Source organism: Microbacterium sp. HJ5 (assembly GCF_054824025.1).
In genome coordinates, this window is the sequence record NZ_JSYE01000017.1 from 1 (window position 1) to 22,026 (window position 22,026).

Here is a 22,026-nt window from a genome sequence, read left to right on the forward strand (position 1 = left end):
GACGTCGGATCGACGGAGATGAACCGCCGGGGCCGGGTCACTCGGGGCGCACCTGCACGACGACCTTGCCGAGCGCGCGGCCCTCGCCGTGCCATGCCAGCGCGGCCGCCACCTCCTCGAGCGGGAACACGCGGTCGATGTGGACGTCGATCTCCCCGGCCGCGCACCGCTCGGCGACCGGCGCGAAGCCGGCCGGACCCTGGCGCACGATCAGCAGGCCGAGGCGGCGGCGGGTGAGCGCCCCGAGGAGGGGGCCCACCGTGACCATGCGCAGCACCGTCCGGCTTGTCGACTCCGGTCACGTGCGCTCCGGCGGCTTCGGCGAGCTGCACCATGAATGCGCCCGACCCTCCGCCGGCGCCGTTGATCAGCATCCTCGCTCCGGGCGCGGCGAGGGCGGCCGCGAGTCCCGCGCCGGCGCCACGCGACCGCAACTCACGGCCCGCTCCCAGCTTCGCGGGACCAAATGGACCGCGGTCGCCGTTGACCTCTATGACGCCGCAGCCGGCCGCGTCCGTCGGATCCCTGAGAGACTGATCTCCGGGCCACGAACCACTCCACGAAGGAGACTCACATGACCAGCGGACCTTTCGACACCGGAGAGATCACCCGCACTCCCGGCACCGAGACCGCCGTCCTCGCGGGCGGATGTTTCTGGGGCATGGAGGACCTGATCCGCCGCCAGCCCGGCGTGCTCGACACGCGCGTGGGCTACACGGGCGGCGAGAACGCCCACGCCACGTACCGCAAGCACCCGGGTCACGCCGAGGCGGTCGAGATCGTCTTCGACCCGAACGCGACGACGTATCGCGACATCCTGGCGTTCTTCTTCCAGATCCACGACCCGTCGACGAAGGACCGTCAGGGCAACGACATCGGCTCGAGCTACCGCTCGGCGATCTTCCCGCTCTCGCCCGAGCAGGAGCAGGTCGCCCGCGAGACCATCGCCGACGTCGACGCGTCGGGCCTCTGGCCGGGCAAGGCCGTCACGACGATCGAGCCCGAGGGTCCCTTCTGGGAGGCCGAGCCCGAGCACCAGGACTACCTGATCACCTACCCCAACGGGTACACGTGCCACTTCCCGCGCGCGGGCTGGGTTCTGCCCAAGCGCGCCGACGCGACGGCGTAAGGAGCGAAGAGCAGCGGATGCCGCGGCCCGGCCGGGTCGCGGCATCCGGTGTCTTCTCGTGCCGACCGGCAGTCGACGCGGGCTGTGCGCTCGATGCCGACCCGACGTACCCTCGTGGCATGGCGACGCAGGCGGCGGCCGGGTGGTACGACGACGGCACGGGGAAGCAGCGCTGGTGGGACGGCGCCCGCTGGACCGAGCACTACATCGACCTGGGTGAGCGCGACACCGAGCTGCACATCGACGCCGCCCCGGCGGTCTCGACGGGCACGGCGGCCGGGTGGTACGACGACGGCCGCGGGCGCCTGCGGTGGTGGGACGGCTCGCACTGGACCGACGCCACGCGCTTCAGCGGCGACGAGGAGGCTCTCGCCGGCATCGTGGTCGACGGGCGGTGGATCCACTTCGGACCAGTGAGCCAGCGGGTCGTCGACGCCAACGCGGCGGCGGTGGCCGGCGCGGAGCTGCTACGGCGCGGGCGGCTCGCGGCACCGGCGACGCATCGCTCGCTGATCGGGCCGCAGGGCGTCATCACCCCTCGCCTGCTCAAGAGCGCCCTTTCGCCGAACGCGACCTATCTCGTCGTCGAGGTCTCGGGGCAGGTGTGGCTCGCAACGGTGCCCACGGGGCAGGAGGCGGCAGCGGGCCGCTTCGCGACCTGGATCAACAGCGTGTCGGAGCACTACCGCTACCGCTGACGCCGGTCCGCCGCAGTGCCGCGGCCCCCGCATCCCGCCGCGGTGGTTGACTGGGGCGATGGACGCGGTCCCGATGTTCCCGCTGGGGTCGGTGCTGTTCCCGCACACCCCACTCGTGCTGCGCATCTTCGAGCCGCGCTACCTCACGATGCTCGGCCGGCTCCTCGATGAGGACGACCCCGAGTTCGGCGTCGTCCTCATCGCCCGCGGGCACGAGGCGGGCGGCGGCGATCAGCGCAACACCGTCGGCACCATGGCGCGCATCGTGCAGGTCCAGGTCGGGGCCGACGACCTGCACCTCGTGGCCGTGGGCCGGGAGCGGTTCGCCGTCGATCGCTGGCTCGCCGACGACCCGCATCCGGTCGCCGAGCTGACGCCCCTCCCCGCATTGACGTGGAACGACGACCTCGCGCCCCTGCGAGCCGAGGCGGAGCGGATCGTGCGGCGCGTGCTCGCCCGCGCGGCCGAGCAGGGCGACACCCGGTGGCAGCCCGAGGTCGAGCTCTCCGAGGATCCCGTCGAGGCCGCGTGGCAGCTCGCGGCGATCGCACCGCTCGGCGACTTCGATCGCTATCGCCTGCTGCGGGCGACGACCGTGGGCGGGCTGCTGCGCGAGACCATCGATCTCACGCTCGACATCGAGCCGCTGCTCTCCGCGCCGACCGACCCCGACGAGCTCCCGGACTGACCCGCGCCCGCCTCACCGGCGGCGGCTGAGCGGTCGCACGATGAGCCTCCCCACGCGGAAGACGAGCACTGCCGTGAGCACCCACGGCCCGAGCACGAGGATCGGGTCGAGCCAGGCGTGCTTCTGGTCGATGCGTCCGGGCCGCAGGCGCGACGCGATCGGACGACGGCCGCGCTCGCCCAGGATTCCCGACTGGGTCACAGGATCGTCCGGGCGCGTGGTGAGGAACGACCGGAGGTGGGCGCCGGCCGAATCGACCCGGTCGCCGACGATGAGCAGGAGCCAGTGCGCCGTCTGCCCCTCGCTGTAGCGGTCGTAGGCGTAGCGCCGGATCGCGCCCGCCACGCCGTGCAGGGGCTGCGCGGTGCCGAAGACCGGTGTGAGGCGCTCGTGCTCGACGGACTTCTCGCGGGCTGACGCCCACGACTGCTGCTCGGGCATGGTCCAGTGCGCACCCGTGGCGATGCCGGGCTGCTCGCGGGGGAACGCGGGACGATCCTCGGGGTCGAGGTCGGCGCCCCACCCGGGGATGCGCGCGCGCAGCTCGTCGGGATCGGGGACGCGGCCGGGCTTCTGTGCGGTGTACGGCATGGTCTGTCTCCTTCGATGCGTCAGGATGCCGGGACGATGACCGGCTTGATGATGTCGTCGAGCTTCGACGAGAACACGTGGTACGCCTCGGCGATGTCGTCGAGCGGGAAGCGATGCGTGATGAGGTCGCTGGGCTTGAGGTAGCCCGCGCGGATGTGGTCGAACAGGCGCGGCCACTGCCGCTTCACGGGGGCCTGGTTGGTGCGCAGGGTCAGCCCCTTGTTCATGGCGTCGCCGAAGCGGACGGCGCTGAACATCGGGCCGTACGCGCCCATCACCGAGAGCGTGCCGCCCTTGCGGACCGAGTCGATCGCCCAGTTCAGCGCCACCGGCGACCCGCCCTGGAGCTTGAGCTTCGCCGCGCTCACGTGCTGGAGCACATGCCCGTCGGCCTCGGCGCCGACGGCGTCGATCGCGACATCCGGACCGAGCCCCTCGGTGACGATCTTCAGCTCGCGCACGATGTCGCCCACCTGGCCGAAGTTGATGGTCTCGGCGAAGGCGAACTCCTCCGCCTTGCGCAGCCGGTAGTCGAGGTGGTCCACGACGATCACTCGTCCGGCGCCCATGAGCCAGCACGAACGCGCCGCCGCGAGGCCGACCGGGCCTGCGCCGAACACGACCGCCGTGTCACCCTGCTCGATATCGGCCAGCTGCGCGCCGAAGTAGCCGGTCGAGAAGGCATCCGTGAGCAGCAGGGCATCCTCATCGGGGATGTCGTCGGGGATCACCTGCGGGCCGACGTCGGCGAACGGCACTCGGACGCGCTCCGCCTGACCGCCGTCATAGCCTCCTGTGGTGTGGGAGTAGCCGTAGATGCCGCCGACCGCGGTGGCGTTCGCGTTCACGTTGTGGCAGTTCGAGAACAGCCCGCGCGCGCAGAAGAAGCACGAGCCGCAGTAGATGTTGAACGGCACGAGCACGCGATCGCCGACCTGCAGGTTCTGCACCGACGAGCCGATCTCCTCGACGGTGCCGACGAACTCGTGGCCGAACGTGTGGCCGACGCGTGTGTCGGGCATCATGCCGTGGAACAGGTGCAGGTCCGAGCCGCAGATCGCCGCGAGCTCCACGCGCACGATCGCGTCGTTCGGGTGCTCGACGACCGGGTCGGGCTTCTCCTCCACTCGCAGCTTGTAGGGTCCGCGATACGTCATGGCCTTCATGGGTTCCTCCACGGGTCGTGAAGGGCCACCCTCTCCCGCGCAGGCGAACATGCCGAGGGGGTTGCGCACGGCGCCCCGACCTGCCACGGCCGGCGGTACAGGAAGGACGACCGAAGGGATCGGCGCTGCGCCGACTGAAGTGAGCGGATGCGCCTAGCGGCGCCCGATCCCCGCGAACACCGCGTGCACGAGCGGCACGGCCGACGCGATCATGAGGGCGACGCCGGCGACGGGCTCGTCCGGCCGCAGCACCGCCCCGCCGATGAAGAGCCCCGCGAAGATCACGGCCGAGACGATGCGGCGCGCCACGCGCTCGAGAGCGCGCATCCGCTGCTCGGCCTTCGGCGACTCCACCGTCAGGCGGCCCTCCTCCATGCGCGTGACGACGTCGTCGAGTCGGCGCGGCAGGCGCGCGGCGATCCCGGCGACGGTCGCCGCCTCGCGGGCGAAGCCTTGGACCACGTTGCCGCGCTCGTCGCGGATCAGCTGCGCCGCGTACGGCTCGACGGCGTCCCACATGTTGAAGTCGGGTTCGAGGGAGCTGCACATGCCGGAGGTCAGCGACACGGCCCGCACGATGAGCAGGAAGTTCTCGGGAAGCTGGAACGGCAGCGAGCGGATCACGTCGCCGAACTCGGTCGCGAAGGCCTGGAATTCGCGCGGATCGACCTTCTGCAGCTCGGCGAAGCCCATGCCGCCGAAGCGGGCGAACAGCGCCGTCATCGCCCGCTCGAGCTCGGCGGTGTCGGCCGACGGCAGGAGCACGCCGACATCGCGGATGCTGTCGATGAGCTGCTTGCCGTTGCGCGATGCGACCGCGATGACGACCTGCTGCAGGTCGCGCCGCAGCCGGTCGGGGACCTCGCCCATCATGCCGAAGTCCACGAACGTCAGCCGCCAGGGCCGCTCGCCCCCGGGAGTCGGTGTGACGAAGATGTTGCCCGGGTGAGGGTCGGCGTGGAAGTAGCCGTCCCGGAACAGCTGGTCGAACATGACCGTCGCGAACTCGGACGCGACCTCGGCCGGATCGATCCCCGCCGCGCGCAGCCCGTCGACGTCGTTGATCTTGATCGCGGTCACGTCCTCGAGGGTGAGCACGCGCCCGGTCGACCGCTCCCACGCGATCTCGGGCACCCCGACCCGTGGATCACCGGCGAAGTTCTCGGCGAACCGGGCAGCGTTGCGCGCCTCGTGGAGGTAGTCGATCTCCTCGCGGCTCGTCTGGGCGAACTCCTCGATCAGCACCGGGAGGTCGACGTGATCGGACACCACCCGCACGCGGTCGAGCCAGCCGGCCACCTTGCGCAGTGCCGCGAGGTCGACGTCGACGATCTCCTCGATCCCGGGGCGCTGCACCTTCACCACGACGTCGGCGAACCCGGTCTCGGCCGCATCCGCCGGCGACAGGCGGGCGCGGTGCGCCTGACCGAGCGATGCCGCGGCCACCGGCACCGGATCGACCGACGCGAACGCGACCTCGAGAGCGGCGCCGAGCTCGGCCTCGGCCAGGGCGCGGATGGCGGCGAAGTCGACGGCGGGCACCTCGTCCTGCAGCCCCTCGAGCTCCTTCGTGATCTCAGGCGGGAGCACGTCCAGGCGCGATGACATGAACTGGCCGACTTTGATCATCAGCCCGCCCAGCGAGACGGCGAGGGCGTGGAAGCGGCGGGCGAGGTTCTGCAGCCGGGCGGCCCGGCCGCGGGCGGCGAGACGCCCGAGGCCGATGCGCGGAAGGAACAGCTCGAACCACCAGGCCTGGACCATGTAGCGGGCTGCGAACCGCAGGATGCGGCGGTAGCGGGCGCGCGATGCGCCGGCACCTGCCATCGGGCCTCCGCGGTCGGGGTGGTCGTTCGGGATCGCAGCGCGCCGACGGGCCGGCGGCATCCGGTCAGTCCTGGGCGAGGATCGAGTAGAGCTTACGACGCGCCTCGTCGAGCACCTCGACGGCCTGCTTCACCTGATCCGACGTGCCCGAGCGACCGACCTGCGCGACGGCCTGGGCCAGATCGACCCCGGCCTTCGGCAGCGCCGAGCGCGAGCTCTCCTTGGATCCCGACGTCTCCCACGGGGCGGAGCGGTCCGAGGCCTGCGCCTCCTGCCGTCCCTCCTCGGTGAGGGCGTAGGTCTTGCGGCCGTTGGACTCCTGCGCGGTGATCAGCCCCTCGTCGGTGAGCAGCTGCAGAGTCGGATACACCGAGCCCGGGCTCGGCTTCCACGATCCGCCGCTGCGCTCGTCGATCTCCTGGATGATCTGGTAGCCGTGCATCGGCTTCTCGGCCAGCAGCGCCAGCACCGCCGCGCGGACGTCGCCGCGACCCATGCGGGTCGAGCCGACCTTCTGCTCGAACATGCCGCGCAGCTGGTCCATCGCATCCCACAGCCCGCCGCCGGGGCGGCCCTGACCTGTCTGACCCGATCCGGTTCCGAACCAGTCTCCGAAGTTGGATCCACTCATGATGACCTCCTCGTGCCGGGTCGCTCGGCGGGCTCGGCGATATATAACGATATATCGCTCACCGGCAGGTGTCACCCCCTGGTGAGGAGAAGCGAAGCGGGATGCTAGGGTGGAGTGCCCACTCGGGTCATGCGTCGTTTCCCACTCTGCCTCACTGTGGAGCAGCAGACACCTGACGCCCGGACAGTCGACAGACGTCCGACCCTCTTCCTAGACTTCAGCGCACGAGCGTATCCGCCGCGCGCCTCCCTCCGAAAGCACCCTTGACTCCCTTCACCTCCCCCTCCTCCGCACGACCCGCGCTCGCGTGGCGCCAGGCCGACGACGACGTCTTCGTCGCGACCGCCGCCGGCGAGTACGCCGGGTTCGTCGGCGTGACCCCGCACGGCTACGAGGCGCACAGCGCCCTCGGCCGGAGCATGGGGCTGCACGACACCCGCGAAGCCGCGCAGGCGGCGGTCGCGGCATCCGCTCCTCAGGCGACGAGCAGCACGCTCGCCGCCCGGCCCCTCCGTCCGCTCCGCACACGTCGGCGCGGCACCCCGGTCGCCTCCCGCGGCCCGAAAAGTAGAAGGAAAGACACGATGGCCACTGGCACCGTGAAATGGTTCAACTCCGAGAAGGGCTACGGCTTCATCGCTCCCGATGACGGCTCGGCCGACCTGTTCGCGCACTTCAGCGCGATCACCGGCGAGGGCTACAAGGAGCTCCGTGAAGACCAGAAGGTCGAGTTCGACGCGGAGCGCGGCCCCAAGGGCATGCAGGCCGCCAACATCCGCCCGCTCTGACGCGGACGCGCCGGCCGGGGCTTCCGAGCCCCGGCCGGCGCTTCACTCTTCACGAGTGCGTCAGAACGGCGGATTCGTGTAGAGGTCGGTCGCGCAGCCCGTCTCGCCCGGCTCGAGCGAGATCCGGCGGAAGTCGGGGAAGAACACCTCGCCGGTGGCATTCCTGACCACGAGGATGCACTCGCGCTCAGCGGGCATGCCCAGCGCGACGACGATCTCGCCCTCGAACACCTGGGTGTCGAGGCGGATGTGCTCCTGCGGGTACGCCTCGCGCAGAGCGGCCTCGATGTCGGCGAGCTCGGCGGTCGACGAGACGATGCTCGCGACGGCGCTGCGGTCCTCGGCCGTGAACTCGGGACGCGGCGCCGGCGTCGGGCGCGCCGGCGCGGGGCCGTCCGGGCACGGGATGTCGGAGCGCCGGGCCGGATCGTACCGATCCCATTCCAGACGGAAGCACCGCGTGGCCTCGCCGGCGCTCTGCGACCGGCCGAACAGCGTGCCCGAGCTCGCCGCATCGACGTCGACGTGGATCCTGACGTCGATCCTGGCACCCCCGTCACAGATCGCCCCCTCCCACGCAAGTGGCTCTGCGGTGTCCTCCGGCACCCAGTGCGCCACCATCTCGAGCAGCGTGATCTCGCACGTGTTGTCGGAGTGGGCGCCGATGTCGTCGGCGATCTGCGCCGCGGCGCGCTGGGCGAGATCGTCTCCGTCGGCGTGGAACGGATCGGCGCAGCCGGCGAGTCCGGCGGCGAGCAGCACGGTCGCGGTGAGGGCGGCGATCGCGCGGAGCATGGCGGGGCGAGGACGCATCCGCCGATTCTGGCCGGTCCGCACCCGCAGGTCCGGCAACTTTGTCGTCCATTCACAAAGACCCGGGTCGCGCGACGTCGCAGCCTGCCGCCACACTGGAGCCCATGAACGAGGCGCGCAGGCCGTGGGTGCTGCATGTCGACCTCGACCAGTTCATCGCCGCGGTCGAGGTGCTGCGTCGGCCGGAGCTGGCCGGGCTCCCGGTGATCGTCGGCGGGCGGGGCGATCCGACCGAGCGCGCCGTCGTGTCGACCGCGTCGTACGAGGCCCGCGCGTTCGGCGTCGGGTCGGGCATGCCGCTGCGTATCGCCGCGCGCAAGGCGCCCGACGCCGTCATCCTGCCCGTGGACGCACCCGCGTACACCGCCGCCTCGGACGAGGTGATGGCGACGCTTCGCGCGCAACCCGGAGCCGTCGTGCAGGTGCTCGGATGGGACGAGGCCTTCGTCGGGGTCTCCACCGACGATCCCGAGGCGTACGCGCGAAGCATCCAGCAGGCCGTCCTCGACCGCACCGGGCTGCACTGCAGCGTCGGGATCGGCGACACCCTGGTCCGCGCGAAGAACGCGACCGACTTCGGCAAGCCCCGCGGGACCTTCCGCCTGACCGCCGACAACTGGCTCGAGGTGATGGGCGCCCTGCCCACGATCGCGCTCTGGGGCGTCGGCGGCAAGATCTCGAAGCGCCTCGCCGCGCACGGCATCAAGACCGTCGATCAGCTCGCACGGGCCGACGAGGCCGTGCTCGCCGCCGAGTTCGGTCCCAAGATGGGCCCCTGGTACCGGCAGCTCGGGCGGGGCGACGGGTCGGCGGTCGTCGACGACACGCCCTGGGTGGCACGCGGCCACGGCAGGGAGACGACTTTCCAGGAGAACATCGTCGAGCCGGCCGACATCGAGCGCGCCGCGCGCGAGCTCGCCGGGCAGGTGCTCGAAGACGTCGCCGCCGAAGGGCGACCCGTCGTGGGCGTCGGACTGAAGGTGCGCTACGCGCCTTTCCTCACGAAGACGTTCGTGCACAAGATCGCCGCCACCTCGGATCGCGAGACCGTCGTAGAGGAGATCCTGGCCCTCGTCGGACGGATCGAGCCGGGTCGACCGCTGCGGCTCCTCGGTGTGCGGGCCGAGATGCAGATGCCCGACGAGGCCCGAGAGGGCCACACCCCCACGCGGAGCGGATGGTAGGCCGCCGCGACGCGGCATCCGTCACCCACTGGAACAGAGTCGGGGACTTCCGATACTCTCCCCTCAGAGCGGTTGGGGAACCGCCATCATCATCACTCTGGGGTAACGATGAGCGAGCGCGAATTCGCTGGGGGCATGCAACCGCCCGGCTGGCTGTACGACGAAGAGACCGGCCGCACGCGGTGGTGGGACGGCGTGCGATGGACCGACCTCGTCAAACCGCTCGATCCGGTGGTCCGCACGGCAGCCGCGTACACGCCGGTGGCCGCGCCCGCGCCGGCCACGGTCCACGCCGCGCCGAGCTCGGGCAACGGTGCGGCGGCCGCAGGGCTGCTGCTGACCGTGCTGGGCGCACTCGGCCTCGCCGCGGGGGTCTGGCTGGTCGGCGGGATCGATCAGACCACGGTCTCGGTGCTGACGACTGCGACCGGCCTGTTGGTGGCGGCGGGGTTCGCGTGCGCGGTCGCCGGACTCGTGATCGCGATCCGTCGCCCGACGAAGAAGGCCGCGGCGATCACGGGGATCGTCCTGTCGACCATCGTCGGGAGCGTGTTCGTGTTCCGCGTGCTCTTCGCCGTCGTCCCGTAGCGCCCGCCGGTTCAGGTCACGCGCACGAGAGTGCGCTGCCAGCCGGATGCGCCGTTCGGCGCGATCGGCGCGCGCTCCTCGATCTGCACGTCGCCATCCCGGTTCACGGCGCGGACGACGACGTTGTGGTTGCCCGGCGACGCCTCCCACTCGAGCACCCACTGAACCCACGTGTCGTCGTTCACCGGGGCCGACAGCGTCGCCTGCTGCCACTCGCCGTCATCGACCATGACCTCCACACGCTCGATGCCCACCGTCTGCGCCCACGCGACCCCGGCGAGGGCGACCGTGCCGGCGGCGACGGGCTCGCCCGTGCGCGGGGTGTCCAGCCGCGACGAGAACTTGATCGGCGCCTCCGCGCTGTAGCCGCGGGGCGTCCAGTACGCCTCGTCGGCGGCGAACGTCGTCACCGTCAGCTCGGTGAGCCACTTCGTGGCCGACACGTAGCCGTACAGGCCCGGAACGACCATGCGCACCGGGAAGCCGTGCTCGAGCGGCAGGGGCTCGCCGTTCATCGCCACGGCCAGGATCGCGTCGCGACCGTCGTCGGTGAGCACTTCGAGCGGGGTGCTCGCCATGAACCCGTCGATGCTGCGCGAGAGCACCATGTCGGCGCCGGTCTGCGGGCCGGCGAGCGCGAGGACGTCGCGCACCGGCACGCCGAGCCACTTCGCGGTGCCGAGCAGGTTGCCGCCCACCTCGTTCGAGACGCACGTGAGGGTGATGGAGTACTCGTCCAATCCCATGCCGACGAGGTCGTCGAAGGTCAGCTCCACCGGCTCGTCGACCAGGCCTTGCACCTTCAGCCGCCAGGAGGCGGGGTCGATCGACGGCACGGTCAGCGCGGTGTCGACGCGGTAGAAGTCGGCGTTCGGCGTGTACAGCGGCGTGAGACCCGGCACATCGAGCTCGGCGCCGTCGGGAACCGTGACGGTCGAGCGGGGTGCGGGCAGGCGCAGGGCGTCGCGCACCGCGCCGATCGACGTCGTCGCCACGTTGGCGAGCCGCGCTCCGACCCCGACGAGCACGGCGGAGACGCCGGCCACCCCGACGAGCTGGAAGAAGCGTCTCCGGTCCAGGCCCGGCGTCCGCGGAGCCGCCGGATTCTCCGGCACACCGTCCACCGCGGCGTCCGGCCGCGGCTCCGGCACGCCGTCCGCCCGTGCCCCCCGGACCGCACCCGCCCAGCGCCGCAGGCGGGCGACCGAGAGGACCAGGATCGCCGAGCCCGCCACCGCCCCGACCGCCGGCGGCAGCCAGGCGAAGGCCGTCGCACCCGCGCGCGTCACGATCGCCGCGATCGACAGGACGGCCGCGATGCCGAGAGCCACCACGCCGAGCGGGGGGCGGACGTACTGCAGCACCCCTGCCACAGCGGAGGCGATGACGACGGCGAGACCCAGCCCGACGAGCAGCGCGATCTTGTCGTACTCGCCGAAGGTCGAGATCGCCAGCTCCTTGAGCGGCTGGGGCACGATGTCGATGACGAATGAGCCGACCGCGAGGAGCGGGCTGCTCTCGGGTGCGACCACCAGCGCGAGGATCTCCGCGACGGCGAGGAAGACGGCCGCCGAGACCACACCGGCAAGAGCGGCGAGCGCCAGGAACCCGACCGTGCGCGTCCGCTTCGACATGTCTCCCCCGCCCGCGAAGTCTCTCCTCGCACTGGGTGTTCGGCACGCGGCGGGAACCGGATTGGCGGGGCGCGGCATCCGCTCGCCTGTCGCTAGCGTGGTGGCGTGAGCTTTCCCCCGTCGACGGTGCCCCTCTTCGTCTACGGCAGCCTTCGGCCCGGGATGGAACTGTGGCCCGCGATCAGCGCGCACGTCGTCGAGTCGCGGGCGGCGACGGTGCGCGGCAGGCTGCACTGGCATGCCGGCGGCGAGTGGCCGCTGCTCCTGCTCGACGTCGACGGCCACGGCGGCGCCGGTATGGTGCGCGGCGAGCTCGTATGGCTCACTCCCGGAGACGAGGTCAACCGGGTGATCGTCGACGAGGAGCTGCTCTACGGCTACGACGCGCGCTGGCTGCCGGTGACGACCGACGCGGGCGAGACGGAGGCCCTGGTGCTCGTGTGGAATCGTCGCGACGAGGTCGGCCCCGAGATCGCCGGCGGCGACTACGCGGCCGCGGTCGCCGAACGGAGCGGCGCCGGACAGTCGGGCGGCTGAGCGTCAGAGCTCCACGAGCTCGACGTCGCGCAGCGCGCCCGAGTCGACCACGGCGGTCATCATCGTGTGGTGCGGCTGCCGACGGCGATCGGTCGGCGAGCCGGGGTTGAGCAGGCGCAGGCCCCGGGGCGACACGCTGTCCCACGGGATGTGACTGTGCCCGAACACCAGCACATCGGCGCCCGGATACGCCTTATCCATCCGCGCCTCGCGCCGACGGGCGTCGCCCGTCTCGTGGACCACCGCGAAGCGCACCCCGTCGATCTCGCGCTCGGCGACCTCGGGCAGTCGCCCGCGCAGGTCGGGGCCGTCGTTGTTGCCGAAGACGCCAAGCACCTCGCCGTGCTGTTCGAGTTCGTCGAGGACGGATGCCGCGACCCAGTCGCCCGCGTGGATCACGAGGTCGGCGGCATCCGCGGCCCTCAGCAGATCGGCAGGCAGCCGCCGCGCCCGGCCCGGGATATGGGTGTCGGAGACGAGGAGCAGCCGCGTCGTCACGTGCGCCTCACGCGTCGGCGACCGGCTGCCGCAGGATGGTGCGCAGCTTCGCCGGATCGGTGCGACGGATGTCGCTCAGGTAGATCTCGTGATGACGGCCCGTCATGCGCAAGCCCTGCCCGGGGATGAACGTGTGATGGAGCTCCTCGAGCACCGGACCCTCCTCGTCGAACGGGCCGAGGTGGAGGGTCTGCACGCACCGCCCCTCATCGAGGGTCTCGAGCCGCAGGCGGTCGATCGCCGGTGCGTCCGCCGCCGCGGCGACCGCGCGGCCGACGTGCTCGTCGGTCGTCCACTCGGGCACGAGGATCATCGCCGTCCAGTCCCAGCGCGACTTGTCGCGGCCGGTCGTGAACGTCGTCATGTCGTCGGACCACCAGAGCGCCTCCAGCGGCATGACGACGTAGTCGCGGTCGAGCTCGTTCTTGCTCAGGAACTTCAGCTTGTACGCGACGGGGAACAGGGTCGACACCGCGTCGCCGTAGGCCTGGGTGTTCGGATCGCCGTGCCCGTCGATCATCAGGTAGCGCAGGGGCGGGACGTCGATCACGTCGAAGACGCCGCGACGGGCGCGGTACGAGGGCAGTTCCTTCTTGAGGTCGGTCTTCATGGCGCGACCAGGCTAGCGGGAGCCTCGGACGCGGTCACCAGCCCATCGAGCCGGGAACGCCCTTGAACGGCCCCGCGATCGACGACGTGACCCATCCTCCGTAGAAGCCGCCGGGCTGCGGTTCGACGGTCTCTCCGTCGACCTCGCAGGCATCCATCGGCCGCGCGTACACCGCGACGCGGTCGGCGAGCACCTCGAAGCCCGGTGACGGCTGCGGATAGTTCCAGGCGGCCCGGGCGGCGGAGGCATCCCCGCCGCGGACGTCGAAGTAGCGCGCCCCGCCCTTGAACTCGCAGAACGAGCCGCCCGAGGTCGGCTCGAGCGCACCGTCGCGGAACGCGGAGATCGGCACGTAGTACACCGGGGGATGACTCGTCTCGAGCACGCGCACCACGTCCTCCGTGTCGACGATCACCTCGCCCCCGAAACGGATCACCACACGGTGCGGTGCGCGCTCGACGCGAGGCGGACGCGGGTAGTCCCAGACCGACTCCTGGCCGGGGGCGACGGGATCGGGCACCGGATGACGGGTCATCGACTCAGCGTAAGCGCCTGCGCGCGGGTAGGGGCGGTTGCGCGGGGCGTCAAGACCCTCCCATGCAGAGGCGTGACGAACGTAGCCTTCCCGCAGACTCGACGAAAGGACCGTCATGCTCCGCGCGATCGCACTCAACTGCACGCTCAAGCCGTCCCCCGCGGCATCCAGCTCCGAACTGCTCGGGCAGCAGGTGCTCGACGCCCTGACGCCCTTCGACGTCGCGGGCGAGATGGTCCGCATCGTCGACTTCGACGTCAAGCCCGGCGTCGAGGCCGACATGGGTGACGGCGACGAATGGCCGGGGATCCGCGAGAAGGTCATGGCGTCGGACATCCTCGTGTTCGCGACGCCGACGTGGATGGGCCACATGTCGAGCGTCGCGCAGCGCGTGCTCGAGCGCCTCGACGCCGAGCTTTCCGAGACGGACGACGAGGGGCGGCCGATCCTCGCGGGCAAGGTAGCCGTGGTGGCGGTCGTCGGCAACGAGGACGGCGCGCACGCGATCATCGCGGATGCGTACCAGGCTCTCGGCGACGTCGGCTTCAGCATCCCGTCGCAGGGCGGCGTGTACTGGAACGGCGAGGCCATGCAGACCGTCGACTACAACGACCTGCCCGAGACGCCCGAGAAGGTCGCGAGCACGACGGGGACGCTGGCGCGTCATGCCGCGCACCTCGCCAAGGTGCTGTCGGAGCAGCCGTACCCGGCGCCCGAGTCGGACTAGGCGCTCGCGCGCCCGTACTCCTCGAGCCACCGCAGCCAGACCTCGCTGACGGTGGGGTACGACGGCACGGCGTGCCACAGCCGATCGACCGGCACCTCGCCGACGATCGCGATCGTGGCCGAGTGCAGCAGCTCGGCGATGTCGGGACCGACGAACGTCGCACCGACCAGCACGCGCCGCTCGTCGTCGACGATCGCCCGCGCGCGTCCGCGGTAGTGGTCGGCGTGCGTGCTGGCGCCCGAGATCCACGACAGGTCGTAGTCGAGCACCCGGATGCCGATGCCCGCCTTCCTGGCCGAGGCCTCGGTGTGCCCGACCGACGCCACCTCGGGATCGGTGAACGTCACCTGGGGCACGGCGGAGTGGTCGGCCGTGGCGACGTGGGCGCCCCACGGTGCGTCGTCGACCTCGCGCCCGAGGGCCCGCGCGGCGATCACGTCGCCCGCAGCGCGCGCCTGGTACTTGCCCTGGTGGGTCAGCAGCGCACGGTGGTTCACGTCGCCGACGGCATAGAGCCAGTCGACGCCGCGCACCCGCAGCGTGTCGTCGACGTCGAGCCAGGCGCCCGGCTCGAGCCCGATCGCGTCGAGCCCGAGGTCGCCCGTGCGCGGCACGCGACCGGTCGCGACGAGGAGCTCGTCGGCACGCACCTCCGAGCCGTCGGACAGCGTCAGCACGACGGATCCGTCGTCCTCTCGTCGCACTCCCCCGACATCGACGCCGGTGCGCACGTCGGCGCCGGCATCCGTCAGCGATCTCGCGACCTCCTCGCCCGCGAACGGCTCCATGCCGCCGAGCAGACCCGAGCGCGCGATCAGCGTGACGGCGGTGCCGAACGACACGAAGAGCGTCGCCATCTCGGTGCCGACCGTGCCGCCGCCCACGATCGCGAGCGACGACGGGACGTCGCGCACCCCCGTCGCGTCGCGGCTCGTCCACGGCTGCGCGTCCTTCAGCCCGGGGATGTCGGCAAGCAGCGCGGCAGAGCCGGTCGAGACCACGACCGCGTGGCGGGCCGACAGCGTCGTCGTCGTGCCGTCGGCACCCTCGACGGCGACCTCGCGCTCGCCCGTCAGCCGCCCGTGCCCGCGCACGAGCTCGATGCCCGCGCCCTGCAGCCACTCGACCTGCGACGTGTCGTTCCAGTCGTAGACGATGGCGTCGCGGCGCCGGAGCGCCGCCGCCACGTCGACGCCGCCGCTCACCGCCTGCTTCGCCCCGTCGACGTCGCGCGCGGCGCGGAGCGCGGCCGCACTGCGCAGCAGCGTCTTCGACGGCATGCACGCCCAGTACGAGCACTCCCCGCCGACGAGCTCGCGCTCGACGACGACGACGGAGAGACCCGCCTGCTTCGCCCGGTCGGCGACGTTCTCGCCGACGGGGCCGGCTCCGATGACGATGAGGTCGAATTCCCGCGTGCCCATGGGCCCACGCTAGCGGCGCCGCACGACGTCGGGGCCGGCGCAATCCGCTGCGCCGTCCGCGCCGAACATCACAGATGACCCCATGGGTCGAGGATCCGCCCGTTCCGCCACGATGTCCCAGACCTGTGGTTGGCTGGGAGACCCGCCGAAAGGACAGCATGGCGATCGAGTTCCGCTCCGTCTCCAAGCGCTTCGCCGACGGCACTCTCGCCGTCGACGATTTCAGCCTCGTCATGCCCGCGCACAAGACCACCGTGCTGGTCGGTTCGTCCGGCTGCGGCAAGACGACGCTGCTGCGCATGATCAACCGCCTGGTCGAGCCGACGGGCGGCGAGATCACGATCGACGACGAGCCGATCTCGGGCCGCGACCCGGTGAAGCTGCGGCGCGGCATCGGCTACGTGCTGCAGAACGCCGGCCTGCTCCCCCACTTCACGGTCGTCGACAACATCGCGACGGTCCCGGTGCTGACGGGCGTCGCGCGCAAGGCCGCGCACGAGCGCGCGCTCGAGCTCATGGACGTCGTCGGACTCGACCGTGCGCTGGCCGAGCGCTACCCGAGCCAGCTGTCCGGTGGCCAGCAGCAGCGCGTCGGCGTCGCGCGCGGGCTGGCCGTCGACCCCAACATCCTGCTCATGGACGAGCCCTTCGGCGCCGTGGATCCCATCGTGCGCAAAGAGCTGCAGACCGAGACGCTGCGGCTCCAGCGTGAGCTCGACAAGACGATCGTGTTCGTCACGCACGACATCGACGAGGCGTTCCTGCTGGGCGACCAGGTCGTGATCCTGCAGAAGGGCGCCCAGATCGCTCAGGTCGGCACGCCCGACGAGATCATCGAGAACCCGGCGAGCGACTTCGTCGCCAGCTTCATCGGCGCCGAGAAGGGCACGCGCGCTCTGCGGCGCAAGGAGACCCCCCGCGGCGCCGTGGTCGTCGACGACGCCGGGCGCACGCAGGGCGTGCTCGTGGAGGACCCGCCGTGAACTGGGTGCTCGACAACCTCGACCTGATCTGGGGGCTGACGCTCGACCACCTGCGCCAGAGCCTCATCGCCATCGTGCTCGGGTTCGTCATCGCGATCCCGATCGGCTGGGCGGCCTTCCGTTACACGCCGCTGCGCGGTCCCACCCTCACCACGGTCGGCCTGCTCTACACGATCCCGTCGCTGGGGCTCTTCGCCGTGCTCGCCGCGGCGTTCGGCATCCCGCTGCTCTCCGAAGCCAACCTCATCGTGGCGCTGACGATCTACGCCGTCGCGATCATGACCAGGTCGGTCACCGACGGCCTGGCGTCGGTCGATCCCGTGACGCGCGACGCCGCGGTCGCGGTCGGCTTCGGCTCGTGGCGTCGCTTCTGGACGGTCGACTTCCCGCTCGCCGGGCCGGTGCTCCTCGCGGGGCTCCGGGTCACCGCGTCGTCGACCATCTCGCTCGCGACCGTGGGCATCCTCATCGGCGTGCAGAACCTCGGCTACCTGTTCACGAACGGCTCGCAGCGCCGCATCATCGCCGAGGTCTTCGCGGGCGTGGTCGCCGTCGTGCTCATCGCCGTCCTCATCGATCTGCTCCTCGTCGTCGCCGGCCGCGTGCTCATGCCGTGGAACCGGCGGCGGCCGACGCGCGTCGAGCGCGCGCTGCGGGCGGTGACGGTGTGAACTACTTCCACGAGGCGTTCGCCTGGATCTTCTCGCCGGAGCGGCTCACGGGCACGCTGCCACTGCCCCTCGCCATCGCACAGCACCTCGCGTTCACGTTCGGCTCGGTGCTCATCGCCTCCCTCATCGCGATCCCCGCCGGGTGGCTCATCGGCCACACCGGCCGCGGCCGCGAGTTCGCCGTGTCCCTCTCGGGCGCAGCGCGCGCGCTCCCCTCGCTCGGCCTGATCGTGCTGCTCTACCTGCTGCTCGGCGTGACGCTCAAGACCGAGGCTGCGGTGGTGGCCTTCGTGCTGCTGGCGATCCCGTCCATCCTCGCGGGCGCCTACGCCGGCTTCGAGGCGATCGACCGCACCGTCATCGACGCCGGTCGCGCGATGGGCATGACCCCGTGGCAGATCCTGTGGAAGATCGAGGTCCCCCTCGGCCTGCCGCTGCTCATCGGCGGGCTCCGCATCGCGACGCTCCAGGTGGTCGCGACGGTCACGATCGCCGCGTACATCGGGCTCGGCGGCCTCGGCTTCTACATCATCCAGGGCATCCCCACACGCAACTTCCCGCAGATCCTCGGCGCCTCGATCGTCGTGATCGCCCTGGCACTCCTCCTCGACGCCGTGTTCGCGATCCTGCAGCGCGTCGTCGTTCCGCGCGGCGTTGTCGCGCGGGCACGGTCCCCCCGTCGTTCCCCCGGGGTGCGCTCGCGCGCCGTCGCGAACTCACCCGCCTGACCCTCACCACAACCGGAGGTTCCACATGTCCACAGCACGCAACCGCCTCGCGCTGGCGCTCAGCGCGACCGCGATCGCCGCCCTGACCCTCGCCGGCTGCGCCTCGAGCGACCCGATCGGCGGCGGCGACGACGGCGCGAGCGAAGCGCCCGGAGACTCGTCGACGATCGTCATCGGTTCTCAGGCGTACTACTCGAACGAGATCATCGCCGAGATCTACGCGCAGGCGCTCGAGGGCGCCGGCTTCGAGGTCGAGCGCAACTTCAGCATCGGCCAGCGCGATCTCTACATGCCGTCGATCGAGGACGGGTCGATCGACCTCTTCCCCGAGTACACCGGCAACCTCCTGCAGTTCTTCGACCCCGAGACGACGGCCACCACGTCCGACGACGTCTACGCGGAGCTCCAGGAGGCGCTGCCCGAAGGGCTCACTGTGCTCGACCAGTCGTCCGCGACCGACCAGGACTCGTACAACGTGACCGCGGCGTTCGCAGAAGAGAACGACCTCACCTCGATCGGCGACCTCGCCGGCATCGACGGCCTCGTGCTGGGCGGCGCGCCTGAGCTCGAGGAGCGGCCCTACGGCCCGACCGGCCTGCAGGACGTCTACGGCGTGACCGTCGAGTTCTCGCCGACGGCCGACACGACCGTCGACGAGCTCGTGGCCGGCAACATCCAGGTCGCGAACGTCTACAGCGCCGACCCGCGCATCGAGACGCAGGACCTCGTGACGCTCGAAGACCCCGAGGGGCTGTTCCTCGCGTCGAACGTCGTCCCCGTCGTGAGCGCCGACGTGGCTGACGAGATCGCCGACGTGATCAACGCGGTGAGCGCCGCGCTCACTCCGGAGGGCCTCGTCGCCCTCAACGTGCAGTCCACGGTCGACCAGCAGTCCGCGGAGGACATCGCGGCCGCCTGGCTCGCCGAGAACGGTCTCGACTGACCTCAGCACCGAGGGGCCGGGTGGTGCGTGCCACCCGGCCCCTCGGCGTTTCCGCCGGTATCGGTCGCCCCCGTGAGAGGCGTCGCCGCGGACCGTCGAGTCCTCGTGATCAGTCGAGCTCGGCGAGCCACGTGAGCGCGAGCTCGTGCGATCGCAGCCCGTAGTCGAGGGTTGCGCGCTGGTAGCGGAACACGTCGGCGTACTCGGGCGGGACAGGCGCCTCATCCAGCCCGCGCGCGACCTCGCGCAGCCCGGCGAGCCCCGCCTCGGCACTCCTGCGCAGCACGGCGAGCGCCCCGACCCTCTCGGCGCCTGCCGGCATCAGCCCGAGCAGGAACACCTTCGCGAGCATCGCGGTCTCGGCGTTGGCCCCGCCGAGGGGTTCGTGCATCCACGCCCGCCACGCCTCGACCCCGGCGGCGGTGACCTCGTGGACCTTGCGCCCGCGCGCCGAACCCGCGGCATCCGCCACCGTCACCAGACCCTGCGCGACGAGCTGTCGCAGCGCACGCTGGATGCTGCCGAAGCTGGCGCTGTAGAAGAGCGACGGCCCCGCCGCGAACTGCTTGTGGAGGTCGTAGAGAGACATCGGCGTGAGCATGAGCAGCCCGAGGATGACGAATTGCATCTGGTCCTCTCCGTCGAGTTCTGCCAATGTATCCCTTAGATATATCTCAAGGGAATATGAACGATGCCTCGACACACCGACACCACCGCTGCGCTCCAGAAGGCCGTCGATCGCTTCCGCCGTGACCGCGACGGCCTCCCCCACCCCCAGGTGCTCGTCCGCGCACCCGGGATCGACTTCGCGGCGGGCGACGGTGAGCGCCGCTTCCACACGGCGAGCGTCGGCAAGATGATGACCGCGACCCTCGCGTTCCAGCTCGCCGAGAGCGGCCGACTCGACCTCGACGCGCCGCTGACGACACTGCTCCCCCGAGGTGAGGTCGACGGGCTCTTCGAGCACGAGGGGCGGGATGCCGCGGCATCCGTCACCCCGATGCACCTCCTCACGCACACGAGCGGCGTGGCCGACTACTTCGAAGGCCCCAACGACACCGGCGAGCCCTTCACCGCTCTGGCGACGCGCGAGACCGACCGCACCTTCACCCCCGCGTCACTGCTCGACTTCACGCGCTCCCACCAGCGACCGGTGGGCCCGCCCGGCGCACGGTTCTCGTACTCCGACACCGGGTTCGTGCTGCTCGGCCGCGTGGTCGAGGAGGCGGGCGGGGCGACGCTCGGAGCGCAGCTCCACGAGCGCATCCTCGCGCCGACGGGGATGGATGCCTCGTGCCTCCTGTTCCACACGGTGCCCGGGGGCGCGGCATCCGTCGATCGCGACCCCGGAGCGGCGCTCGACATCGCACCGATCCTCGTCGACGGCGTCGATCTCAGCCGGGCTCGGAGCCTCAGCTGCGACTGGGCGGGCGGCGGGGTCGTCTCGACGCTCGACGATCTGCACCGGTTCTCGCAGGCCTGGCACGCGGGGGCGCTGATCGGCGCGGGCTCCCGCGCGCGCATGGCGCGCGTCGAGCACCGATTCCGCCCCGGCATCCACTACGGCGCGGGGCTGATGCAGCTGCGGTACGCGGGATTCTTCCCGCTGCTCGTGGGCCTGCCCCGCACCGTCGGCCACCTCGGCGTGACGGGGGTCCACCTCTTCGCCGCCCCGGAGCGCGACGTCACGATCGTGCTGAACCTGCACTCCACGCGCGAGATGACCGACAGCTTTCAGCTGCACATCCGGCTGCTGCAGACGGTGCTCCGCGCGCTGCGCTGAGGGGGGCTGCGCCGAGCGGGCTGCGCTGAGCGGGCGCCGCTGAGCGAACTGCAGTGAGGGGGCCGCGCGCCCCGGGGCTACGCGTGCCGCGGCTCGAGCTCGGGAGTGAGCGCCTCGCGCTCGTCGAACACGAAGCAGTCGCCGTTCCAGTGCGCCCCGCCGACGTGCTCGAACCAGCCCAGGATGCCGCCCTCGAGCTGGAGCGCCTCGACGCCGGTCTCCCGCAGGTGGATCGCCGCCTTCTCGCACCGGATCCCGCCGGTGCAGAAGCTCACGACGGTCTTGCCGTCGAGGTCGCCGCGATGGGCGGCGGCGGCGCCCGGGAATTCAGTGAATCGCTCGATGCGCCAGTCGACCGCTCCGGCGAAGGTGCCGTAGTCGACCTCGAACGCGTTGCGGGTGTCGAGCATCACGACCTCGCGCCCGGCGTCGTCGTGACCCTGGTCGAGCCAGCGGCGCAGCGTCGCCGGCGCCACGGCGGGCGCACGACCGGCCTCGGGGCGGATCGCCGGGTGGTCCATGCGGATGATCTCGCGCTTGAGCTTGACGAGCATCCGGCCGAAGGGCTGCGCGTCGGACCAGCTCTCCTTCGTCGTGAGCGCGGCGAACCGCTCGTCTGCGCGCAGGTCCTCGACGAAGCCGCGCACCGCGGCGGCCGGGCCGGCGAGGAAGAGATTGATGCCCTCCTCGGCGAGGAGGATCGTGCCCTTCAGTCCCGCTTCCGTCGCCCGCTCGCGCAGCCGCGCGCGGAGCGAGGCGCGATCGTCGATCCGCGTGAACAGATAGGCGGAGACGTTGAGGACGGAGGGCACCGCTCAAGCCTACGTTCCGCCGCGGAGCGAATGCCCCC

26 protein-coding genes are annotated in these 22,026 nt (G+C 71.4%); 13 read left to right on the top strand and 13 right to left on the bottom strand.

Going from position 1 to position 22,026, the window contains the following annotated elements; genetic code table 11:
- Nucleotides 1-37: 37 nt before the first annotated feature.
- Nucleotides 38-268: a zinc-binding dehydrogenase gene (locus tag OB08_RS09330; protein ID WP_461474176.1), complete on the bottom strand. Its 231-nt coding sequence runs from the start codon at nucleotides 266-268 to the stop codon at nucleotides 38-40.
- Between the two features lie 306 nt (nucleotides 269-574).
- On the opposite strand from OB08_RS09330, the gene msrA reads away from it, so the two are divergent.
- From msrA to OB08_RS09345, 3 genes are all read left to right on the top strand, one after another.
- Nucleotides 575-1,129 (top strand): peptide-methionine (S)-S-oxide reductase MsrA, encoded by a 555-nt coding sequence (gene msrA / locus OB08_RS09335; protein ID WP_461474177.1) that lies wholly within the window; start codon nucleotides 575-577, stop codon nucleotides 1,127-1,129.
- A gap of 119 nt (nucleotides 1,130-1,248) precedes the next feature.
- Nucleotides 1,249-1,827, top strand: coding sequence for a DUF2510 domain-containing protein (locus OB08_RS09340; protein WP_461474178.1), 579 nt, complete (start codon nucleotides 1,249-1,251; stop codon nucleotides 1,825-1,827).
- Nucleotides 1,828-1,885: 58 nt separating this feature from the next.
- Complete coding sequence (locus tag OB08_RS09345; RefSeq protein WP_461474179.1) at nucleotides 1,886-2,515, top strand: LON peptidase substrate-binding domain-containing protein; 630 nt, start codon at nucleotides 1,886-1,888, stop codon at nucleotides 2,513-2,515.
- Between the two features lie 12 nt (nucleotides 2,516-2,527).
- Here the strand turns inward: OB08_RS09345 and OB08_RS09350 are convergent, their stop codons facing one another.
- From OB08_RS09350 to OB08_RS09365, 4 genes are all read right to left on the bottom strand, one after another.
- The gene (locus OB08_RS09350; protein ID WP_461474180.1) at nucleotides 2,528-3,106 is read right to left on the bottom strand and encodes a hypothetical protein; all 579 of its coding nucleotides are present in this window, start codon (nucleotides 3,104-3,106) and stop codon (nucleotides 2,528-2,530) included.
- 20 nt (nucleotides 3,107-3,126) lie between these two features.
- A complete protein-coding gene (locus OB08_RS09355; RefSeq protein ID WP_461474181.1) occupies nucleotides 3,127-4,272 on the bottom strand; it encodes a zinc-dependent alcohol dehydrogenase in 1,146 nt (381 codons plus the stop codon).
- Between the two features lie 153 nt (nucleotides 4,273-4,425).
- Nucleotides 4,426-6,099 carry an ABC1 kinase family protein gene (locus OB08_RS09360; protein ID WP_461474182.1) on the bottom strand — a complete coding sequence of 558 codons (1,674 nt, stop codon included), beginning with the start codon at nucleotides 6,097-6,099 and terminating at the stop codon, nucleotides 4,426-4,428.
- A gap of 64 nt (nucleotides 6,100-6,163) precedes the next feature.
- On the bottom strand, nucleotides 6,164-6,730 hold the full coding sequence (locus tag OB08_RS09365; protein WP_461474183.1) for a PadR family transcriptional regulator: 567 nt from the start codon (nucleotides 6,728-6,730) through the stop codon (nucleotides 6,164-6,166).
- Nucleotides 6,731-7,314: 584 nt separating this feature from the next.
- On the opposite strand from OB08_RS09365, the gene OB08_RS09370 reads away from it, so the two are divergent.
- A complete protein-coding gene (locus tag OB08_RS09370) occupies nucleotides 7,315-7,518 on the top strand; it encodes a cold-shock protein (RefSeq protein WP_461474214.1) in 204 nt (67 codons plus the stop codon).
- A 60-nt stretch (nucleotides 7,519-7,578) separates the two neighbouring features.
- Here OB08_RS09370 and OB08_RS09375 read toward each other — a convergent pair whose 3' ends face one another.
- The gene (locus OB08_RS09375; RefSeq protein ID WP_461474184.1) at nucleotides 7,579-8,331 is read right to left on the bottom strand and encodes a hypothetical protein; all 753 of its coding nucleotides are present in this window, start codon (nucleotides 8,329-8,331) and stop codon (nucleotides 7,579-7,581) included.
- Nucleotides 8,332-8,435: 104 nt separating this feature from the next.
- Here OB08_RS09375 and OB08_RS09380 point away from each other — a divergent pair, with 104 nt between their 5' ends.
- Nucleotides 8,436-9,515: a DNA polymerase IV gene (locus tag OB08_RS09380; protein ID WP_461474185.1), complete on the top strand. Its 1,080-nt coding sequence runs from the start codon at nucleotides 8,436-8,438 to the stop codon at nucleotides 9,513-9,515.
- A 135-nt stretch (nucleotides 9,516-9,650) separates the two neighbouring features.
- A complete protein-coding gene (locus OB08_RS09385; protein WP_461474186.1) occupies nucleotides 9,651-10,103 on the top strand; it encodes a DUF2510 domain-containing protein in 453 nt (150 codons plus the stop codon).
- Nucleotides 10,104-10,114: 11 nt separating this feature from the next.
- Here OB08_RS09385 and OB08_RS09390 read toward each other — a convergent pair whose 3' ends face one another.
- On the bottom strand, nucleotides 10,115-11,737 hold the full coding sequence (locus OB08_RS09390; protein ID WP_461474187.1) for a molybdopterin-dependent oxidoreductase: 1,623 nt from the start codon (nucleotides 11,735-11,737) through the stop codon (nucleotides 10,115-10,117).
- 105 nt (nucleotides 11,738-11,842) lie between these two features.
- Here OB08_RS09390 and OB08_RS09395 point away from each other — a divergent pair, with 105 nt between their 5' ends.
- Nucleotides 11,843-12,274, top strand: coding sequence for a gamma-glutamylcyclotransferase family protein (locus OB08_RS09395; RefSeq protein ID WP_461474188.1), 432 nt, complete (start codon nucleotides 11,843-11,845; stop codon nucleotides 12,272-12,274).
- A gap of 3 nt (nucleotides 12,275-12,277) precedes the next feature.
- Here OB08_RS09395 and OB08_RS09400 read toward each other — a convergent pair whose 3' ends face one another.
- From OB08_RS09400 to OB08_RS09410, 3 genes are read right to left on the bottom strand one after another with little or no spacing between them, the layout of a single operon-like run.
- The gene (locus OB08_RS09400; protein ID WP_461474189.1) at nucleotides 12,278-12,772 is read right to left on the bottom strand and encodes a metallophosphoesterase family protein; all 495 of its coding nucleotides are present in this window, start codon (nucleotides 12,770-12,772) and stop codon (nucleotides 12,278-12,280) included.
- Nucleotides 12,773-12,779: 7 nt separating this feature from the next.
- Nucleotides 12,780-13,382, bottom strand: a complete 603-nt coding sequence (locus OB08_RS09405; protein WP_461474190.1) for a GyrI-like domain-containing protein — start codon at nucleotides 13,380-13,382, stop codon at nucleotides 12,780-12,782.
- Between the two features lie 34 nt (nucleotides 13,383-13,416).
- A complete protein-coding gene (locus tag OB08_RS09410) occupies nucleotides 13,417-13,917 on the bottom strand; it encodes a DUF427 domain-containing protein (RefSeq protein ID WP_461474191.1) in 501 nt (166 codons plus the stop codon).
- Between the two features lie 115 nt (nucleotides 13,918-14,032).
- On the opposite strand from OB08_RS09410, the gene OB08_RS09415 reads away from it, so the two are divergent.
- Nucleotides 14,033-14,644: a flavodoxin family protein gene (locus tag OB08_RS09415; RefSeq protein ID WP_461474192.1), complete on the top strand. Its 612-nt coding sequence runs from the start codon at nucleotides 14,033-14,035 to the stop codon at nucleotides 14,642-14,644.
- On the opposite strand, the gene OB08_RS09420 is transcribed toward OB08_RS09415, so the two are convergent.
- Nucleotides 14,641-16,068 (bottom strand): dihydrolipoyl dehydrogenase family protein, encoded by a 1,428-nt coding sequence (locus OB08_RS09420; protein ID WP_461474193.1) that lies wholly within the window; start codon nucleotides 16,066-16,068, stop codon nucleotides 14,641-14,643. The two genes, OB08_RS09415 and OB08_RS09420, sit on opposite strands and share 4 nt — an antisense overlap.
- Before the next feature lie 158 nt (nucleotides 16,069-16,226).
- Between OB08_RS09420 and OB08_RS09425 the strand changes: the two genes are divergently transcribed.
- The 4 genes from OB08_RS09425 to OB08_RS09440 are packed head-to-tail and all read left to right on the top strand — an operon-like array spanning nucleotide 16,227 to nucleotide 19,393.
- On the top strand, nucleotides 16,227-17,051 hold the full coding sequence (locus OB08_RS09425; protein ID WP_461474194.1) for an ABC transporter ATP-binding protein: 825 nt from the start codon (nucleotides 16,227-16,229) through the stop codon (nucleotides 17,049-17,051).
- Complete coding sequence (locus OB08_RS09430; RefSeq protein ID WP_461474195.1) at nucleotides 17,048-17,722, top strand: ABC transporter permease; 675 nt, start codon at nucleotides 17,048-17,050, stop codon at nucleotides 17,720-17,722. The genes OB08_RS09425 and OB08_RS09430 overlap by 4 nt, the downstream gene beginning before the upstream one ends.
- On the top strand, nucleotides 17,719-18,450 hold the full coding sequence (locus tag OB08_RS09435) for an ABC transporter permease (RefSeq protein WP_461474196.1): 732 nt from the start codon (nucleotides 17,719-17,721) through the stop codon (nucleotides 18,448-18,450). The genes OB08_RS09430 and OB08_RS09435 overlap by 4 nt, the downstream gene beginning before the upstream one ends.
- A gap of 25 nt (nucleotides 18,451-18,475) precedes the next feature.
- Complete coding sequence (locus OB08_RS09440) at nucleotides 18,476-19,393, top strand: ABC transporter substrate-binding protein (protein WP_461474197.1); 918 nt, start codon at nucleotides 18,476-18,478, stop codon at nucleotides 19,391-19,393.
- A 109-nt stretch (nucleotides 19,394-19,502) separates the two neighbouring features.
- Here the strand turns inward: OB08_RS09440 and OB08_RS09445 are convergent, their stop codons facing one another.
- Nucleotides 19,503-20,048: a hypothetical protein gene (locus tag OB08_RS09445; protein WP_461474198.1), complete on the bottom strand. Its 546-nt coding sequence runs from the start codon at nucleotides 20,046-20,048 to the stop codon at nucleotides 19,503-19,505.
- 36 nt (nucleotides 20,049-20,084) lie between these two features.
- On the opposite strand from OB08_RS09445, the gene OB08_RS09450 reads away from it, so the two are divergent.
- Nucleotides 20,085-21,176, top strand: coding sequence for a serine hydrolase domain-containing protein (locus tag OB08_RS09450; RefSeq protein WP_461474199.1), 1,092 nt, complete (start codon nucleotides 20,085-20,087; stop codon nucleotides 21,174-21,176).
- Between the two features lie 77 nt (nucleotides 21,177-21,253).
- Here the strand turns inward: OB08_RS09450 and OB08_RS09455 are convergent, their stop codons facing one another.
- The gene (locus OB08_RS09455; protein WP_461474200.1) at nucleotides 21,254-21,988 is read right to left on the bottom strand and encodes a sulfurtransferase; all 735 of its coding nucleotides are present in this window, start codon (nucleotides 21,986-21,988) and stop codon (nucleotides 21,254-21,256) included.
- Between the last annotated feature and the right edge of the window lie 38 nt (nucleotides 21,989-22,026).

Bases quoted from the DNA above. Each gene is read 5' to 3' on its own strand.
- OB08_RS09340 (WP_461474178.1), top strand. From the start codon at position 1,249: ATGGCGACGCAGGCGGCGGCCGGGTGGTACGACGACGGCACGGGGAAG.
- OB08_RS09405 (WP_461474190.1), bottom strand. From the start codon at position 13,382: ATGAAGACCGACCTCAAGAAGGAACTGCCCTCGTACCGCGCCCGTCGC.
- OB08_RS09420 (WP_461474193.1), bottom strand. From the start codon at position 16,068: ATGGGCACGCGGGAATTCGACCTCATCGTCATCGGAGCCGGCCCCGTC.
- OB08_RS09385 (WP_461474186.1), top strand. From the start codon at position 9,651: ATGCAACCGCCCGGCTGGCTGTACGACGAAGAGACCGGCCGCACGCGG.
- OB08_RS09350 (WP_461474180.1), bottom strand. From the start codon at position 3,106: ATGCCGTACACCGCACAGAAGCCCGGCCGCGTCCCCGATCCCGACGAG.
- OB08_RS09365 (WP_461474183.1), bottom strand. From the start codon at position 6,730: ATGAGTGGATCCAACTTCGGAGACTGGTTCGGAACCGGATCGGGTCAG.
- msrA (WP_461474177.1), top strand. From the start codon at position 575: ATGACCAGCGGACCTTTCGACACCGGAGAGATCACCCGCACTCCCGGC.
- OB08_RS09440 (WP_461474197.1), top strand. From the start codon at position 18,476: ATGTCCACAGCACGCAACCGCCTCGCGCTGGCGCTCAGCGCGACCGCG.
- OB08_RS09345 (WP_461474179.1), top strand. From the start codon at position 1,886: ATGGACGCGGTCCCGATGTTCCCGCTGGGGTCGGTGCTGTTCCCGCAC.
- OB08_RS09390 (WP_461474187.1), bottom strand. From the start codon at position 11,737: ATGTCGAAGCGGACGCGCACGGTCGGGTTCCTGGCGCTCGCCGCTCTT.
- OB08_RS09425 (WP_461474194.1), top strand. From the start codon at position 16,227: ATGGCGATCGAGTTCCGCTCCGTCTCCAAGCGCTTCGCCGACGGCACT.
- OB08_RS09410 (WP_461474191.1), bottom strand. From the start codon at position 13,917: ATGACCCGTCATCCGGTGCCCGATCCCGTCGCCCCCGGCCAGGAGTCG.
- OB08_RS09380 (WP_461474185.1), top strand. From the start codon at position 8,436: ATGAACGAGGCGCGCAGGCCGTGGGTGCTGCATGTCGACCTCGACCAG.
- OB08_RS09375 (WP_461474184.1), bottom strand. From the start codon at position 8,331: ATGCGTCCTCGCCCCGCCATGCTCCGCGCGATCGCCGCCCTCACCGCG.
- OB08_RS09360 (WP_461474182.1), bottom strand. From the start codon at position 6,099: ATGGCAGGTGCCGGCGCATCGCGCGCCCGCTACCGCCGCATCCTGCGG.
- OB08_RS09330 (WP_461474176.1), bottom strand. From the start codon at position 268: ATGGTCACGGTGGGCCCCCTCCTCGGGGCGCTCACCCGCCGCCGCCTC.
- OB08_RS09415 (WP_461474192.1), top strand. From the start codon at position 14,033: ATGCTCCGCGCGATCGCACTCAACTGCACGCTCAAGCCGTCCCCCGCG.
- OB08_RS09450 (WP_461474199.1), top strand. From the start codon at position 20,085: ATGCCTCGACACACCGACACCACCGCTGCGCTCCAGAAGGCCGTCGAT.
- OB08_RS09370 (WP_461474214.1), top strand. From the start codon at position 7,315: ATGGCCACTGGCACCGTGAAATGGTTCAACTCCGAGAAGGGCTACGGC.
- OB08_RS09355 (WP_461474181.1), bottom strand. From the start codon at position 4,272: ATGAAGGCCATGACGTATCGCGGACCCTACAAGCTGCGAGTGGAGGAG.